At 63.5% G+C, this 14,835-nt stretch carries 22 protein-coding genes and 1 tRNA gene; 11 read left to right on the top strand and 12 right to left on the bottom strand.

What is annotated here, in order from left to right:
* Positions 1-22 precede the first annotated feature (22 nt).
* From IEV83_RS02005 to IEV83_RS01990, 4 genes are all read right to left on the bottom strand, one after another.
* A complete protein-coding gene (locus IEV83_RS02005) occupies positions 23-457 on the bottom strand; it encodes a universal stress protein (RefSeq protein ID WP_209002933.1) in 435 nt (144 codons plus the stop codon).
* Positions 454-3,288 (bottom strand): TRAP transporter permease, encoded by a 2,835-nt coding sequence (locus tag IEV83_RS02000; protein WP_181761407.1) that lies wholly within the window; start codon positions 3,286-3,288, stop codon positions 454-456. The genes IEV83_RS02005 and IEV83_RS02000 overlap by 4 nt, the downstream gene beginning before the upstream one ends.
* A 193-nt stretch (positions 3,289-3,481) precedes the next feature.
* Entirely contained in the window at positions 3,482-4,450 is a 969-nt protein-coding gene (locus IEV83_RS01995; protein WP_371873386.1) for a TAXI family TRAP transporter solute-binding subunit, read from the bottom strand.
* Between the two features lie 441 nt (positions 4,451-4,891).
* A complete protein-coding gene (locus IEV83_RS01990) occupies positions 4,892-5,188 on the bottom strand; it encodes a hypothetical protein (protein ID WP_181761408.1) in 297 nt (98 codons plus the stop codon).
* Positions 5,189-5,571: 383 nt separating this feature from the next.
* Between IEV83_RS01990 and IEV83_RS01985 the strand changes: the two genes are divergently transcribed.
* A tRNA-Lys gene (locus IEV83_RS01985) sits at positions 5,572-5,647 on the top strand.
* 131 nt (positions 5,648-5,778) lie between these two features.
* Here IEV83_RS01985 and IEV83_RS01980 read toward each other — a convergent pair.
* From IEV83_RS01980 to IEV83_RS01945, 8 genes are all read right to left on the bottom strand, one after another.
* Positions 5,779-7,122, bottom strand: a complete 1,344-nt coding sequence (locus IEV83_RS01980) for a site-specific integrase (protein WP_181762012.1) — start codon at positions 7,120-7,122, stop codon at positions 5,779-5,781.
* A gap of 1 nt (position 7,123) precedes the next feature.
* Entirely contained in the window at positions 7,124-7,381 is a 258-nt protein-coding gene (locus IEV83_RS01975; protein ID WP_181762013.1) for a DUF2312 domain-containing protein, read from the bottom strand.
* Positions 7,374-7,649, bottom strand: coding sequence for a hypothetical protein (locus IEV83_RS01970; RefSeq protein WP_181762014.1), 276 nt, complete (start codon positions 7,647-7,649; stop codon positions 7,374-7,376). Before IEV83_RS01970 ends, IEV83_RS01975 begins: the two co-directional genes overlap by 8 nt.
* 217 nt (positions 7,650-7,866) lie before the next feature.
* A complete protein-coding gene (locus IEV83_RS01965) occupies positions 7,867-8,022 on the bottom strand; it encodes a hypothetical protein (RefSeq protein ID WP_181762015.1) in 156 nt (51 codons plus the stop codon).
* Entirely contained in the window at positions 8,019-8,291 is a 273-nt protein-coding gene (locus IEV83_RS01960) for a hypothetical protein (RefSeq protein WP_181762016.1), read from the bottom strand. Before IEV83_RS01960 ends, IEV83_RS01965 begins: the two co-directional genes overlap by 4 nt.
* Positions 8,288-8,569 carry a hypothetical protein gene (locus IEV83_RS01955; protein ID WP_181762017.1) on the bottom strand — a complete coding sequence of 94 codons (282 nt, stop codon included), beginning with the start codon at positions 8,567-8,569 and terminating at the stop codon, positions 8,288-8,290. The genes IEV83_RS01960 and IEV83_RS01955 overlap by 4 nt, the downstream gene beginning before the upstream one ends.
* A gap of 334 nt (positions 8,570-8,903) precedes the next feature.
* A complete protein-coding gene (locus IEV83_RS01950) occupies positions 8,904-9,515 on the bottom strand; it encodes a LexA family protein (protein ID WP_181762018.1) in 612 nt (203 codons plus the stop codon).
* 19 nt (positions 9,516-9,534) lie between these two features.
* Positions 9,535-9,876: a helix-turn-helix domain-containing protein gene (locus tag IEV83_RS01945; protein ID WP_181762019.1), complete on the bottom strand. Its 342-nt coding sequence runs from the start codon at positions 9,874-9,876 to the stop codon at positions 9,535-9,537.
* A gap of 45 nt (positions 9,877-9,921) precedes the next feature.
* Between IEV83_RS01945 and IEV83_RS01940 the strand changes: the two genes are divergently transcribed.
* The 10 genes from IEV83_RS01940 to IEV83_RS01890 are packed head-to-tail and all read left to right on the top strand — an operon-like array spanning position 9,922 to position 14,786.
* Positions 9,922-10,212 carry a helix-turn-helix domain-containing protein gene (locus IEV83_RS01940; RefSeq protein WP_188478580.1) on the top strand — a complete coding sequence of 97 codons (291 nt, stop codon included), beginning with the start codon at positions 9,922-9,924 and terminating at the stop codon, positions 10,210-10,212.
* Positions 10,209-10,730, top strand: coding sequence for a hypothetical protein (locus IEV83_RS01935; RefSeq protein ID WP_181762021.1), 522 nt, complete (start codon positions 10,209-10,211; stop codon positions 10,728-10,730). Before IEV83_RS01940 ends, IEV83_RS01935 begins: the two co-directional genes overlap by 4 nt.
* A gap of 40 nt (positions 10,731-10,770) precedes the next feature.
* Complete coding sequence (locus IEV83_RS01930; RefSeq protein WP_181762022.1) at positions 10,771-11,010, top strand: hypothetical protein; 240 nt, start codon at positions 10,771-10,773, stop codon at positions 11,008-11,010.
* Positions 11,007-11,474, top strand: a complete 468-nt coding sequence (locus tag IEV83_RS20015) for a Lar family restriction alleviation protein (RefSeq protein WP_209002932.1) — start codon at positions 11,007-11,009, stop codon at positions 11,472-11,474. Before IEV83_RS01930 ends, IEV83_RS20015 begins: the two co-directional genes overlap by 4 nt.
* Positions 11,474-11,941, top strand: a complete 468-nt coding sequence (locus tag IEV83_RS01915) for an ASCH domain-containing protein (protein WP_181762023.1) — start codon at positions 11,474-11,476, stop codon at positions 11,939-11,941. Before IEV83_RS20015 ends, IEV83_RS01915 begins: the two co-directional genes overlap by 1 nt.
* Positions 11,938-12,660, top strand: a complete 723-nt coding sequence (locus tag IEV83_RS01910) for an SAM-dependent DNA methyltransferase (RefSeq protein ID WP_181762024.1) — start codon at positions 11,938-11,940, stop codon at positions 12,658-12,660. Before IEV83_RS01915 ends, IEV83_RS01910 begins: the two co-directional genes overlap by 4 nt.
* Positions 12,657-12,899 (top strand): hypothetical protein, encoded by a 243-nt coding sequence (locus IEV83_RS01905; protein ID WP_181762025.1) that lies wholly within the window; start codon positions 12,657-12,659, stop codon positions 12,897-12,899. Before IEV83_RS01910 ends, IEV83_RS01905 begins: the two co-directional genes overlap by 4 nt.
* 2 nt (positions 12,900-12,901) lie before the next feature.
* Positions 12,902-14,026, top strand: coding sequence for a DUF7146 domain-containing protein (locus tag IEV83_RS01900; RefSeq protein ID WP_181762026.1), 1,125 nt, complete (start codon positions 12,902-12,904; stop codon positions 14,024-14,026).
* Positions 14,023-14,304: a DUF2829 domain-containing protein gene (locus IEV83_RS01895; protein ID WP_181762027.1), complete on the top strand. Its 282-nt coding sequence runs from the start codon at positions 14,023-14,025 to the stop codon at positions 14,302-14,304. The genes IEV83_RS01900 and IEV83_RS01895 overlap by 4 nt, the downstream gene beginning before the upstream one ends.
* Positions 14,301-14,786: a hypothetical protein gene (locus IEV83_RS01890; RefSeq protein WP_181762028.1), complete on the top strand. Its 486-nt coding sequence runs from the start codon at positions 14,301-14,303 to the stop codon at positions 14,784-14,786. The genes IEV83_RS01895 and IEV83_RS01890 overlap by 4 nt, the downstream gene beginning before the upstream one ends.
* Positions 14,787-14,835: the final 49 nt, after the last annotated feature.

Raw genomic sequence — 14,835 nt, 5'->3', positions numbered from 1 at the left:
TGCCGGCGCTTTCATGCGCCCCTCAGGAGCGGACGACCAGCACCGAGGTTGTTGCGTGGCGCACCACCCGCGCCGCATTGGGTCCAAGCAGATAGTCCTTCAGTTCCGGCCGGTGCGACCCGATGACGATGAGATCCGCCGACACCTTCTCGGCGGCGGCGATGATCTCCTCGTAGATGTTGCCATGGCCGATCACCGCCTGCACCCGCGTCCCCTTGGGGACCTGGGTGTCCATGAAGGCATGCAGGGCCCGGCGGGCTTTCTCGATCGCCTCTTCCTCGAAATTGTCGGGAAAGAATGAGCCGACGATGCTGCGGCCGAAATCCGGCACCACGGTGAACACATGCAGCGTGTCCCCTTCGGTGACCGTTTCCATCGCCGCCGTGATCACCTGGCGGGAGGTCGGCAGATCGCCGAGATCGACACAGGCCATGACGTGCTTGAAGAAGTTGCTCATGGGGTTCCTCCCGCCACGGACTTTTGCGCCGCAGCCCCCGCCGCCGTCCGGCGGCGGCGCTGCAGGGCGTAGATACCGGCAAGCAGCAGCAGCGCCGGAATGTAGAGCAACTCGCGCATGGGCTGATCGATTGGCGTTTCCAGTGTAGCAATCGTCTGGTCGAAGTCGAAACCAGCGGCCTGCGCCTTGGAATCATACAGCGCATTGTCAACGATCAGCTTGCCGTCCTGCTCCAGCACCGCAAGACCGAAGGCCTCCAGCCGCTCCTCACCCGTGGGCTCGTCACCCACCGGGATCATCATGGTGAGCGTCACCGGATCGCCGACCTCGTCGAGCCCATCGACGGTGGCCCGCAGCTCGGACCCGGGCTTGGCCTCACCGATCACCTGGGTAATGGCGACCGGATCGACCTGCTGGTAGGGCGGCGAGATCATGTCCATCCAGAAACCGGGACGAAACAGGGTGAAGGCGATCAGAATCAGCGCCGCCGATTCCCAACGGCGGGAGCGGACAATGAAGAATCCTTGCGCGCCGGCTGTGAACACCAGGATCGCCGCGGTCGCCACCACGAAGACAATCGCGCCTTCCACCAGCGTCACATCGATCAGCAGCAGATCCGTGTTGAAGATGAACAGGAACGGCAGCAACGCGGTGCGCAGCGAGTAGAAGAAGGCAACGAACCCGGTACGGATCGGATCGCCTCCGGACACCGCCGCAGCGGCGAATGAGGCAAGTCCCACCGGCGGCGTCACATCCGCCATGATGCCAAAATAGAAGACGAAGAGATGCACCGCCACCAGCGGCACGATCAGCCCGTTCTGCTGGCCCAGGGCGACAATGACCGGTGCGAGCAGCGACGAGACGACGATGTAGTTCGCCGTTGTCGGCAGCCCCATGCCGAGGATCAGGCTGAGCACCGCTGTCAGGATCAGAATGAGCAGGATCTGCCCCTGGCTGAGGAACTCCACCAGCGCGGCCAGCACCGAGCCGACACCGGTCTGCGACACTGCGCCGACAATAATGCCGGCGGCAGCGGTGGCAATGCCGATGCCGATCATGTTGCGCGCGCCCATGATCATGCCGTCGATCAGTTCCGACCAGCCCTGTTGCACCGTGCCGGTCTTGTCCTCCCCGCGGAACAGGGCGAACAACGGCCGCTGGGTCAGCAGAATGAAGATCATCAGCGCCGTCGCCCAGAAGGCCGACAGCGAGGGCGACAGCCGCTCAACCATCAGGCACCAGATGAGAACACCGACCGGCAGCAGGAAATGCAGGCCGGATTTCACGGTCGGGCCGGGTTCGGGCAGGTGCACCACCGGTTCGTTCGGGTCGTCCATTTCCAGATCGGGGAAGCTGGCGCAGTAGCGCACGATCGCCAGGTAGACGAGGCCGATCAGCGCGGCGACCGCCCAGATGGTCGCGTTGCCGGCGGCGGCCTGCAGCAGGTCCATGAACAGGAACAGGCCAAAGGCGCAAACAACCGTCAGCCCGATGACCATCGCACCAGTCGACATGGTCTTCATGCGGGTGTCCGCGCTGGTCAGCGACCGGATCAACCGACTGATGAGAAACACCACCGCGAGCACGATCAACACGGCCAGCAACTGACCGCCGGTGCTGCCGAGCGCCTGGAAGGCGAGGAAGAGATAGTAGATGCCGCTGGCGACCGCCAGCAGAACGGCCATGGTGACGCCGAAGGAAAGCAGCGCCCATTTCACCGGCTTGACCGTGCCGGAGCGCGGCAAACCTTCCATGCCCTGCCGCATCGCCTCAAGGTGCACGATGTAGACCAGGGCGATGTACGAGATGACCGCCGGCAGGAAGGCGTGCTTGACCACCTCGAAATAGGAAATGCCGATGTATTCCACCATCAGGAAGGCGGCGGCGCCCATGACCGGCGGCATGATCTGGCCATTGACCGAGGACGCGACCTCGACCGCCCCCGCCTTCTCCCGCGAGAAACCGACCCGGCGCATCATCGGGATGGTGAAAGTGCCGGTGGTGACCACATTGGCGATGGAGGAGCCGGAGATCAGCCCGGTCATGCCGGAGGCGACGACGGCTGCCTTGGCTGGGCCACCGCTGAAATGGCCCATCAGCGAAAAGGCCACCTTGATGAAGTAGTTGCCCGCACCGGCCTTGTCGAGCAGGGCGCCGAACAGCACGAACAGGAACACAAGATCGGTCGACACGCCGAGGGCAATGCCGAACACCCCTTCCGTCGACAACCACTGGTGATAGGCGACCGCGTTGAAGCTGGCACCCTTCCAGGCGAGGATGCCTGGAGCGTAGGGGCCGAGGAAGGTGTAGCCGAGGAAGACGATGGCCACCACCATCAACGGGGGACCGAGCGAGCGGCGGGTCGCTTCCAGCAGGAACAAGATGCCGGCGACGGCGACGACCACGTCAAGCCCGTTCGGGTTGTTCGGCCGGTCGGCGAGCTGGGTGCCAGTCAGCGCCTTGATCAGGGCCGTGTCGAAGACGAACAGATAAAGCGCGCTGGCGGTGGCGCCAATCGCCAGCAGCCAATCGGCCCAGGGCACGGTGCGGCGCGGCGACCCACGGAACGCGGGAAACACCAGATAGGCAAGAAACAGGGCGAACCCCAGATGGATCGGCCGCGCCTCACGGCTGGAGAAGACGCCGATGCCCAAGGTGTAGGGCAGCGGCGAGGCGATCCAGATCTGAAAGATGGACCAGGCCAGCGCCACGCCGGCGATCAGAAGAGCGACCTGCCGGTTGCTCGGATTGCGCCCGCCGGTATCGACCGAGGCGACAAGATCATCGAGCTCCGAGGCGCTGTAGGTTTCCGGTTTCGAGTCCGTGCTCATTGCGCCCCCCACGCATGCAAAACAAAACACTCCAGCACATCGGATTCGCGGGTGAAGCCGCGCAGATGTCCCTCAAAAAGCAGTTTTCCGCCGGGCTTTTTCCTCAAGGGAGCCGTTCCGGCGCAAGGGGCCTCGCGAAGCCCCCAAGACAAGGACGGCGCGGAAATTTTCCGCGCCGTCCTGATGCCGCCGGTTACATCCAGCCGCGTTCCTTATAGTACTTGACCGCGCCATCATGCAGCGGTGCCGACAGATTGTTCGTGATCATGTCGGCTTCCTTGAGATTGGCGAAAGCCGGGTGCATCTGCTTGAACCGGTCGAAGTTCTCGAACACCGCCTTGGTGATCTCGTAGACCACTTCCGGCGAGGTCTTGCTCGAGGAAACGAAGGTGGCGCCAACGCCAAAGGTCGTCGTGTCCTCGTCCGTGCCGGTGTAGGTGCCGCCCGGGATCGTTGCCATCGCATAGAAGGCGTTGTCGTCCACCAGTTTGCGGATCACGTCATTGTCGACGTTGATCAGCTTGGATTCGCACGACGTGGTCGCTTCCTTGATGGTGCCGGCCGGGTGACCGACGGTAAAGACGATCGCATCGATCTTGTTGTCGCAAAGCGCGGCCGCCTGCTCCGCCGACTTCAACTCGGCAGCGAGCGCGAAATCGTCGGCGGTCCAGCCCATCTTTTCCATGACGACCTCAAAGGTCGCGCGGGCGCCGGAACCGGGGTTGCCGAGGTTGACGCGCTTGCCCTTCAGATCCTCGAAGGTCTTGATGCCGGAATCGGCGCGGGCCACCACGGTGAACGGCTCCGGATGGACCGAGAACACGGCCCGGAGCTCTTCGAACTTGCCCTCGGGGAACTTCTCCGGTGCGGTGCCGTTATAGGCATGATACTGCCAGTCCGACTGGGCCACGCCCATGTCCAGATCACCGGCGCGAATGCCGTTGATGTTGGCGACGGAGCCACCCGTGGTGTGGGTGCACTTGATGTCGTGATCCTTGGTGCCCCGGTTGACCAGACGGCAGATCGCGCCGCCAACCTGATAGTAGACGCCGGTCTGACCGCCCGTGCCGATGGTGACGAAGGTCTCCGCCTGGGCGGCACCTGTCAGCATCATCGCGCCGGTCATGGCCGCACCGATCACGGTGGATTTGAAAAACTTCACTGGAACACCTCCTGTTCAATGACTGCGGGCAGCCCACGACCGCGCGGCGAAATAGCCGCCAGCCTCCTCCTGCCGGCATCCGGACACATCCATGCCCGCCTCCGACCGGTGAGGGCTCCCACCGAAAACCGTCTCCCCGGCCTGGCATTCGCCTTCCCGGACAAGCGGTCTTTCGAACCACGTTCGCGAAACGGCAAGCGCCAACCGCGAACCCGCGCAAGTGCGGATAACCAGAGGTTAGACCGAAAAGCTACGGTATTCCAAGCCCATTCGACCATGACCGAACATTCGGCCACAGCCGGCTTGCAAGCGTATGTGCAGGCGCGGCCCATCCTGCCAACGCACCCAAGGGGATCAGTCGGCCGAGCAAACGGGAAGCCGGACCGGCGAGACAATGCGGGGGGTGGGAAAGTCGGCGGTTTCCGCGAACTGGAGGCTCCGTCAGTCGGAGGAGCGACCGCCGGTAATCACTTCGAGGAACTGGCGGCGGAGCTGGGCTTCGTCGACGCCATCCCGCAGCCCCTGGCGCCACTGGTCGATGACCAGACGCAAGGCGATGGTCTCCCGAGTATGCGGCAGATGGCTGAGATAGTCGGTAAAAAAGTCATCAAGCGCATCCCGGTTGATCGCATTTTGCGCAATCAGCCCGTGAATGAGCGCCATGGTCGCGGCGATATGCCCCTTGAGAAAGGCGAACTCCGCCGAGCCGCTCGAATATCCTGTTGGTGTGTCAGACATGACCACCTCCATTGTCAGGGCCGCAGAGTATGGCCGCCGCCTCCTGACCGGTCAACCGCTCCGCCTCTATCACCTTAACCCGGGTCGCCGGCCCCGACAGGGCCCGCTCACCGACGAACAGAACAATGACAGCTTTCCGCGCAAAGTGGAATCCGTGTTTTTTCACAAGCTTTCCCTTAGGGAACGCCCTGAACGGGGACATTTTTCGCAAGGCAGAGGCGCCTTCCGCTCATGAAGGCCCATGCTCCCTCCCCCGTCCCGCCGCTCTGTGCGTGGCAATTGCAAGGAAGAAAGAAACATGGGAAAACCGGTGAGCCTGATCGGCATGGCGACATTTCTCCCTTGCCTCAGCCCGGTGGAGTGATTACACAAACCGCAAATGTGAGCCTGTAGCTCAGTTGGTAGAGCAACTGACTTTTAATCAGTAGGTCCAGGGTTCGAGCCCCTGCGGGCTCACCATTTTAAGTAATTGAAAAAATTAAACAATTCAGTTCTCTGCCGAAAGCGGCGACCATGAACGAAGATAGAACATGTGACAATTTGTGACTTTCTCTTTCGGTCACACGTCACACGGGTTCCGAGAACGTTCCTCACAGGCCGATCTCCGTTTCGCCCTCAGCGTCATACCAAGCGATCATTTTCGCGATGGCCGATGAAGCCATTTCCGGATGTTGCGCCAGGTAGTGCTTGAGGATCTGCGTGCAGCTTTCGTGAGAGTGGCCGGTGACGGCGGCAATCTCCGGGATCGTCGCACCAGCGAGCGCAAGCCAGGTGACGGCCGTATCGCGGAAGTCCATCTCCCAAAAACTGGCAAGCGTCGGACATGGTGCTACGACGGGCGGGCCTTCGATTCGACCGTTCTCGACGGGCAGATGCTTGAACCGCTCCTTCGACGGGCACAGAAGGCGCGATCCGCCCTCGCCTGTCGTCTCGCGCCACAAGCCATGCACACCGATGCGCCGGATCTCCGCATAGATCTTGCGATAGTGATCGGGCTTGAACGGCTGCCAAGTCTTTTCGAACAAAAGCACATGCCTGTCGACGATCCCGGCGGCACGGCGACGCGCGGCCGCACCATCGAGCCGGCGCGTCAGCTCCGGTGACGCCGGCAGTTGCACGATCGCTCCGGTCTTTTGCTGCCGAAGCACGATCCGGTCGCGGATCTCGCCGCGCATCGTCAGCTCCAGCCGGTCGCCCTGTCGCTGTCCGGACCACACGGCGAGCACGAAGCTGTCGCCCATCTCCGGCCGGCCGACCGCATCGGCAACGTCGATCTGCGTTTGCAGCTCGGTTCGTGTGGCAAAGCGCACGCGCGGCGCCGGGGTCTTCATGCCGAGCCGCATTGCCGGATTGGCTTTCAGGAGGCGGAATTTGCCGCGACGCAAGCCCCAGGAGATCGCGGCCGATATCACGCGCACCACGCCGTTCGCTGTCGACAAGCCACGCTGCATGCGCAGGTCTTCATACAGGCCAAAAAGAATGGTCTGGTCGAGCACGTCCACGTCGGCGCCCCAAATGTCCGGTGCGGCCTGCTCGATGACGCGGGATTTCGCGCGATAGTCATAGCGCGTCTTCTCCGCCAGATCCTCGGTGACGGCCGGCGACGCGAGCCAGTCGTCGATCAGCTTCTGGACGGAATAGCGCACACGCGGCGCTGCCGCGCGCGGCCGGCCCGGGGATTTTTTCGGCGCGGCGGCTTGCGCTTCAAGCCGCTTCGAAAACGCGACCGACCAGTCCGTCGCCTCACCGGCGGAGAACCAGGCGCCTTCGTTCTTCATGCCCGGCAATAGCGTGGACGGATCAATGCGACCGGCTGTGGGATGGCGAAGATCCGTCGGCGCATGGCCGGCGTCGCGCATCTTCGGACCCGGCGCGAAGCGCGGGCGCCCTTCGCGCCAAGAGACATAAGGGATTTTCAGTTGCCGCTTGCGCATGTCACTCCCTCCCGCTGTCCATGCCAAGCGCATGCTTGTAGAGATCGAGGATCGATTCTTCTTCCTCGCGCTCATGCGGCTTCTTCTTCCGCAACATAACAACCTTTCGAAGGATCTTCGCATCGAAGCCGTTGCCCTTGGCCTCGGCATAGACATCCTTGATATCGTCGGCGAGAACCTTCTTTTCTTCCTCAAGGCGCTCGATCCGCTCCACGAAGGCGCGAAGCTGATCGGAGGCAATGCCGCCGGTGTCAGTCATTGGGAAACTCCTGATTGGTGGTGGGGCCGGATCCGGCGGGGTCTTGCGCCCCGTCCGGACCGGTATCGCACGTGGTTCGATGGGGAGTGCGATCTGGTGAGCCTGGTCCGCGCCAGCTTCCGGGCGAAGCCTCCAGCAAGCGCATGATTTCATCGTGATATCTTTGCAGTCGGACACTCTGCGCCCAGATGATCAGGCCAAGGGCCATCAGCCCAAGGATCAAGAGCCCGCCGAGCACGGCCAAGACTGTCGTGATGCTGAACGTCATGTCCCCTCCAAAAAAGCGGGCGGCTACTCAGCACACAGGCCGCCCAGTCAGGGAGGTCGTCAGGTCCGCCGCCGTGCGGGCCTGACCTTCGTGCCTGGCCGTGCAGCACGCGCCAATGCGCGCGCATTCCAGAGAAGCACCACGCCGAGGCAGAAGATGATAAAGGTCAGGAATGCGACCACGGCCTTGGCCTCGGTCATCGGGCATAAGGGCGAGATCACGCCGCCAGCTCCTTCGCCTTCAGCGCGGCGATCAGATGCTCGGTGCGCTCAATATGCCGACGCACCAGGTCGAGCTCATACTCCGCGCGCTCGATAAGGACTTCGGTCGACACCTTGTCCTGAAGATTGCGAATGCGCTCGTCGTAGGTCATCGCGCCCTCCTTCGCCGCAGCGCGAGCCGTTCGGCCTCTTTTGCGCCATCCGCGGTAAGCCGGAGGCGCGCCGCGCCATGGCCCGCTTCTTCCACGGCCAGATGGCGCGTGATCAAGCCTTCGCCCACCACCCTCTGAACCGGGACCGGATCGCCCTGGAAGCGCCAACCGCGTGCGCCTTTGAAAGCCATGCGCTTGTCGCGCAGGCGCATCAGCAGCAGTGCCTGGGCCTTCGTGAGGGGCGAGCGGGTTGCGGTGGCCGCGCTCATGACCGCCCTCCATACCGCGCATGCAAGGCCGCGCGCTGCGCATCGACCATTGCCTGATGCGCGCCGAGCGATGGCGTCTCATCATTGTCGTTCCCGCCGACGTCGATCCGAATGCCGGCCTGACCGGTCAACCAGGCGACCGTCAGCGCTCGCGGCCAGACCCAACCGGCCGAATGCTTGCGCGGCATCCCCTTGCGCCGGTGCAGCTCCGGCCAGACACGCTTGAGTTTCGCAGGTGTGGTGCCGAGCTCACGGGCCAGCTCGTCAATGCCGATCATGACCGTCGGCCAGAAGGTAGTGTCGGGGGATTGTGATTTATGACAGGGCATAATGCCAATCTCCATCTGTGTGGTGACAGGGGGATATTGGCAATCTGCCATATTTCTTGTCAATCAAAAACTATGGCAAAACGCCATATTTTGAAACGCCACGCAAATAAAGAGAGATTCCAGTTCGTGGCGGTCGGCGCAAAACAGTGGCGAGTTGGGCCGAAAACGAGATCCCATTTTTCAAGTGTCACACGCACACGGAGGCTGTGCTTGGCGGCGAGATGGGATCTCGTTTTTCAAGTGCGGGAATATGTGAAACGGGACCCCGTTTCTCAAGTGCGGATCAGAAGGGGCGGATCAGCCCCTCAACCACACCCAAGATCGAGACGCGCACCTCGTCCACTTGCTCCGGGCGGACCGGGCCAAGCCTGGCGGAGTGCGCGATAACGTAGGGTGGCTGGAATAGCCGGAACACGGTTTCGGCAGCGCCGCTCGTATAATCGGTAACCCGGGCGCAAACGATGTCGCCCGGCGCGGGGCGCCTGTTGATGTCGACCATCAGGATGTCACCAGGCAGTATACCTTCGAGATCCAGCGCGTGCCCGCGCATGATCCACGGAGCGACGCCACTCCGGCCCTTGCGCGCTTCCTCGACAGCAGCCTTACACCAAGCCTTCAGGGACCCGCCATTCTCGTCCGCGGGGACGGCATCAGGCCATATGACGGCGCCAGCTGCAGGGCCGCCAGGCATGCGGCGACGCGACAACCCGAAGCGTCGCTCGATCCGGGAAAGGGTCCTGTCGGTAATCGTCCGACCGCTGGCAGGTTGGTTGACATAACGGGTGAGCGTCGATGGGGACAGGCCGGCACCGGTGGCAATCTCCGACAACGTCAGGCCCGTGCACTCCACAACGGCGCGAAGCCAAGCCCGTGTATCGAAATCACTATTGCTCAACACACTCACCAGGGAAGCGCTATGCGGCGTCCGGAGATGCCAGCGCGTCAAGTATGCGAAGCGCCTTGCGCTTCATCTCGAAAGGCATTTGCAGGAACCGAGCATCGGTAGCCGAGGCCTCGTCATCCGGCCGCAAGAACAACTGATAGGGCTTCAAGCCGAGCGCCCGAGCAATTCCAAAAATATGATCTAGGTTGAGGCGACGCTTGCCGCTCTCGAGCTTGGACAGCGTGCCCTGGTCGATGCCCGCATCCTCTGCGAGCTTCGAGACAGTCACATCCAGATGCCGCCTCCATTCATAGACGAAGACGTCGTACTGGGCATTCTGTTGAGCCGTATCTGCCATAGCGAGGGACAGCATACAAATCCTCGCAACACCAATCTTCTGGCGGAATGCCATATTTTGATGTTGACGACGATATGGCATATTGCCCTAATCTGCAAGAAGCACGAATCACTCAATCGGGAGCCTTGCGGCATGCACCCACTGACCAAGTGGCGATCCGAGCGCAATCTGACGCGCGCGGAGGCGGCAAAAATCATCGGATGCAAAGCCGGCACCATTGCCGATTGGGAGTACCGGCGGCGCTTCCCCTCGCCGGGAAGCATCACCCGCATCGTGAAGGCGACCGATGGCGATGTAACGGCCAACGATCTGCATACGGGCTATCGCCTTCCGGACGAGGCTGCCGAATGACACTCTCCGTTCGCGATATCGAGGCGCGGCGACAGTCTCAAGGCTGGACGCTGCTACAGCTCTGCTCCGCGTCGGGGGTGAGTTTGGCTCACTATGGTCGCCTGCGCGGGGGCGAGCACGCACCCCGCCCCGCAACGCTATCGAGCCTGGCAATCGGGTTGCGGCGGCTGTGCAACGGCTCCGCGAACGATGCTGGCCAGGCCTTTCAACTTTACCGGTTGGCGGTGGTCCTGGTGGCGCAGGAGGCGCAGGCCGATCCGATGCAAGTGTTGGCGCATGATCCGTCGCGGCGCGCGACCAGTGATCCTGAATGGATGACAGCGGCGCAAGTGCGTCGGCGAGCGCTCTATATCGCGCATGTCTGCTGCGGTGTCAGCCAGGCCGATCTGGCCCGCGTCTCGGGCATGACGGCGGCGGCGGTCAGCCTGGCCGTCAATGCGATCGAGGACACGCGCGAAAGCGATGACGACGGATCCGTGATCAGCGCCATCGAGCGGGTGATGCAGGTCGAAACATGAGATTTCCGCTGCCACCGGTCAGGCACAACAGGAGAAACGCATGAGCCGACGGCCCAAAGGTTATGTCTCCCTCAAGCGCTGGACACCCAAGAGCGCGGCCGCCGCAGCGCGGCGCCGGGTGAGCAAGATAGAAGTGCTGCTCGATGAGATCGGCGGCCTCTATGGCGATGTGGATCAGACGGTTGTCGACCAGTGCGACGACATGAAGCGCTGCCTCCGTGGGGAAGACAGTCTCGATGAGGCAATACAGGTTGCCCTCGATGAGGGGAGGAGCCTGTGACCGACCTTCTCCCCTGCCCGTTCTGCGGTGGTCCGGCGGAGCGCCACGAGATCGATGAGCCCGGCGACAACTTCGGCGGGACCTGCATCGTCTGCCAGCGCTGCGGCGCCTGTGGGCCGGTCCACTTCGACCGCAAGGAAAACCTCGTGTCGAGCTGGAACGACCGGCCGCCCCTGCCCTCGCGCGCGGCCCGTGACGTGCTCGACGAGCGCGCCCGGCAGGCGATCGAGGAAGGGTTCACGGCGGAACATGACGACCAGCACCGGCGAGGCGAGCTGACATTCGCAGCTATCGCCTACCTCATGGCCCTGGTGAACCCGAACGGCGCGCGCACCTGGTGGCCGGGCTGGTCGTGGTCCTGGGCTTGGTTCAAGCCGCAAGGTCCACGCCGAGACCTGGTGAAAGCCGGCGCGTTGATCCTCGCCGAAATCGAGCGGCTGGACCGCGCTGGGAGGGGTGGGTGATGAAGCTCCCCGAGCTGGCTCTTTCTATCCGTCAACCGTGGGCATGGTCGATCATCCACGCTGGCAAGGACATCGAAAACCGCTCATGGCAGGCCGTGAATCATGGGCTCCGTCGTCGCGGCCCGGTCTGCATCCATGCAGCCAAAGGGATGACCCGCAGCGAGTACGAGGAAGCGGCCGATTTCATGGCGTCGGTCGGTGTCGAATGCCCGCCTCCGGCCGCGCTCCTGCGTGGCGGCATCATCGGTGTCGCAACTGTCGTTGATGTCGTGAAGGAGCATTCAAGCCGCTGGTTCTTTGGTCCACGTGGCCTTGTTCTGGCGGATGCGCGGGCGGTTCCGTTCATCCCTGCTGTCGGCGCACTCGGGTATTTCCGCTGGTCACCCGCCGACACCTCAATTGTTCCAGCTCCCGCTAAGTGGATGCTCCCTGTCACACGCGATCAAGCGCAAGGCGCTCTGCTATGACCGCCACTGTGCGCTCCTCCCTTGCCGTGATGAACCGGCGGCATTCTCCGCCGGCGGGGCTCGACTTCTTTCCGACCCCACCCTGGGCCACGCGAGCGCTGCTGGTGCATTGCCTGCCGCAGCTGGTGAAGAGCATGGGCGCGTTGAGAAAACGCGGCGCATGGGATCCGTGCTGCGGCGCGGGACACATGAGCAAGGTGCTGGGTGGTTTCTTCTGGAGCGTGCTCGAAAGCGACGTTCACCCCTACGGCCAGCGGATGGTTGAAGACTTCTTGATCACATGCCCGGGGCCCAACCCGAGACCACAAACCATTGTCATGAACCCGCCGTTCAACAAGGCGGCCACGTTCGTCAAACACGCCCTGTCCTACCGGCCGGCGATCGTCGCGGCGCTGGTGCGGTCCAACTGGCTGGAAGGCCAGACGCGCCATGCCGACCTTTTTCTGAAAAACCCGCCGACGGCTGTGTTCCAGTTTGTCGAGCGGGTGCCGATGGTCGCCGGTCGGTGGGCCGTCAATGCCAAGACGGCGACCAGCTACGCCTGGATCGTCTGGCAGCGCGACCCGGCGCCGTCGATCGCGGCGGCGGCGCCACTGTTTCGATGGATCCCGCCGTGCCGGCGCGAACTTTCGCGTGACTACGACATTTTGCGGTTCGGGGGATGCTCGGACCTACCAAGAAACCACCCGATCATTCGCGCTTTGGAGAAAGCAGCATGAGCGAAAGCGACGACCTGTTCATAGTGATTAACCGGGTTTGTACCGGCCGGGCTCCTCGCTCGGTTCTGGAGGCGCTGGCCGATCAGATGGCTCAAGTGCTCGCCAGTTGCGCACCCGACCATGCTGAGGCCAAGGCGGCCGCCGCCGAGCTGTTCAGGCAGATCCTCGCCCATGTGGACGCAGTGGAAGACCAGTTCGGTATCCCGTTCCGCGCGGATCGCAGGGATGAAGGGCACTGACTATGTCCGACCGTCGCCGCGAAGTGGAGGCCGTCAAGCAGGGCCTGAAGGATCGGATCGAGGATCTGTGCCGGCGCCTGTTGCCCCATGGCCGGCGCATCGGCCGGCTGTGGGTGTCGAACAATCCGATCACGGCCGACCACCGCAAGACCCCGGAGCTCAAGGTTGCCCTGACCGGAGACAAAGGGGCGTGGAAAGACTGGCGTTCGGGAGACAAGGGCGATGTCGTCGGGCTCGTGCAATACCTGCATCAGACCGACTTTCGCGGGGCGCTGCAATGGTCGCGCGATTTCCTCGGTTTTGCCCAGATGACCGCCGACCAGCGCCGAAGCTTCGCGGAGGCGGCGCGTGTCCGCGCGGCCGAAGACGATGAGAAGGCCCGCCGCCGGGCGGAATGGGAAAGACGGCAGGCGGAAAAGCTGTTCGATCAGGCAATGATGGACGGCGCCGGATCTGCGGCCGAGGCTCATGCCCGCGCCTATCTTCGCGCGCGCGCGATCGACCTGGACAAGATTCGCAATCGTGACCGCACATCGCTGCGCTACGCGGCACAGGTGGAGTACTGGACGCTTGCCGAGTGGAGCCGCGATGAGCGCGGCCGTGCGATCAAGACGCGGCCCGGGCCCTTGCTGCCGGGCATTCTCGCCGCCATGCGCTCGCCGCTCGGCCAGATCCGTGCATGTCATGTGACCTTTCTTGACCCTGTGAAGCCGGAAAAGGCTGTGCTGGGGCCAAAGAACAGCCCGCGGCTGATGAAAGCGCCGACCAAAGGCGCGGCCGTCTGGATCAGCCACGGTCCGGAAGGTGTCCCGCCATGGCAGGCCACCCAGCCGCATCCGCTGGTGCTGTCTGAGGGCATCGAGACCGGCGAGCGCATCGCGATGGACATTCCCGAGGCGCGGGTTGCCGCCGGTGGCTCGATCACCGGGATTGGCAATGTGCCAGTGAATTTCGATTTCATTTCGGCGGTGATCGTGGCCGGCGAGAACGATTGGGACAAGCCGCAAGCACAGCGCCAGCTCGACCGTGCGCTTGCACAGCTTGAGGCGAGCGGCAAGCCGGTGGAGCTGATGCGGCCGCACGCCGGCAGCGATTTTAACGACCTAGGCAAAGGAGATGTGGAATGAACTTCAGCGATGCGTTGAACGCGATCAAGGAAGGAAAGCGGCTCGCGCGGGCCGGCTGGAACGGCAAGGGAATGTTCGTGTTCCTCGTCGCCGGCTCCAACTTCCGGGTGAGCCGGGAGCCGCTGCCCTCCATCCTCGGAGAGGGGACGGAAGTCACCTACCGGCCGCACATCGACATGCGCGCGGCGGACGGGAGCATTGTTCCCTGGCTCGCCTCACAGACCGACATCATGGCCGACGACTGGAACGTCGTTGGGATCACGGAGACCGCCGCATGAGCAAGCAACAGGCAAAGAAAGCGCAACCGGAACCGGCGTCGACGGCTGTGGTGAGCGCTGAACCCGCCCCTCCCCTGTTCGGCGGTGACCTGGCCGCGTGGGCGGCCTTCCGCGCCACGCGGGCGGCCGTGCGCGGCTGGATCGGTGAGGATGCAGACCCGGCCGAGCCGTGCCGTCTCGCTGACCAGGCCGTGTGCATGGCCGAGTACCTTCGCCGCGCGCCCGGCGCCAGCGACGAGGCGGTGGTGACGCATCTGTCCATGCGCGGCCAGGCGCGCGGCGGTGACGAGTTGCTGCGGTTCAAGGTTCGTGTGTTCCGTGCAGTCCTGGCGATCGCCGATCAACAGGTAGCGACCGAGGCCGACCCGCTGCCGACCGATGCGGATCGCGCGGCGGATGCCCCGCCATCGGATCCCCGACACCTGGCGCTGAAGGTCGTTCGCGAGCCGCTGGGGCTGACGGATACCGCAAAGGGGCGCTGAGCGGTCGCAACGGGATTACCGCCGCCTGCGATCCTTGCATGATCGCTGG

This window comes from Stappia taiwanensis (genome assembly GCF_014635285.1).
Taxonomy (GTDB): Bacteria; Pseudomonadota; Alphaproteobacteria; order Rhizobiales; family Stappiaceae; genus Stappia; species Stappia taiwanensis.
The sequence above is the reverse complement of the archived record's forward strand: the minus strand, read 5'-3'. Positions and strand labels throughout refer to the sequence as shown.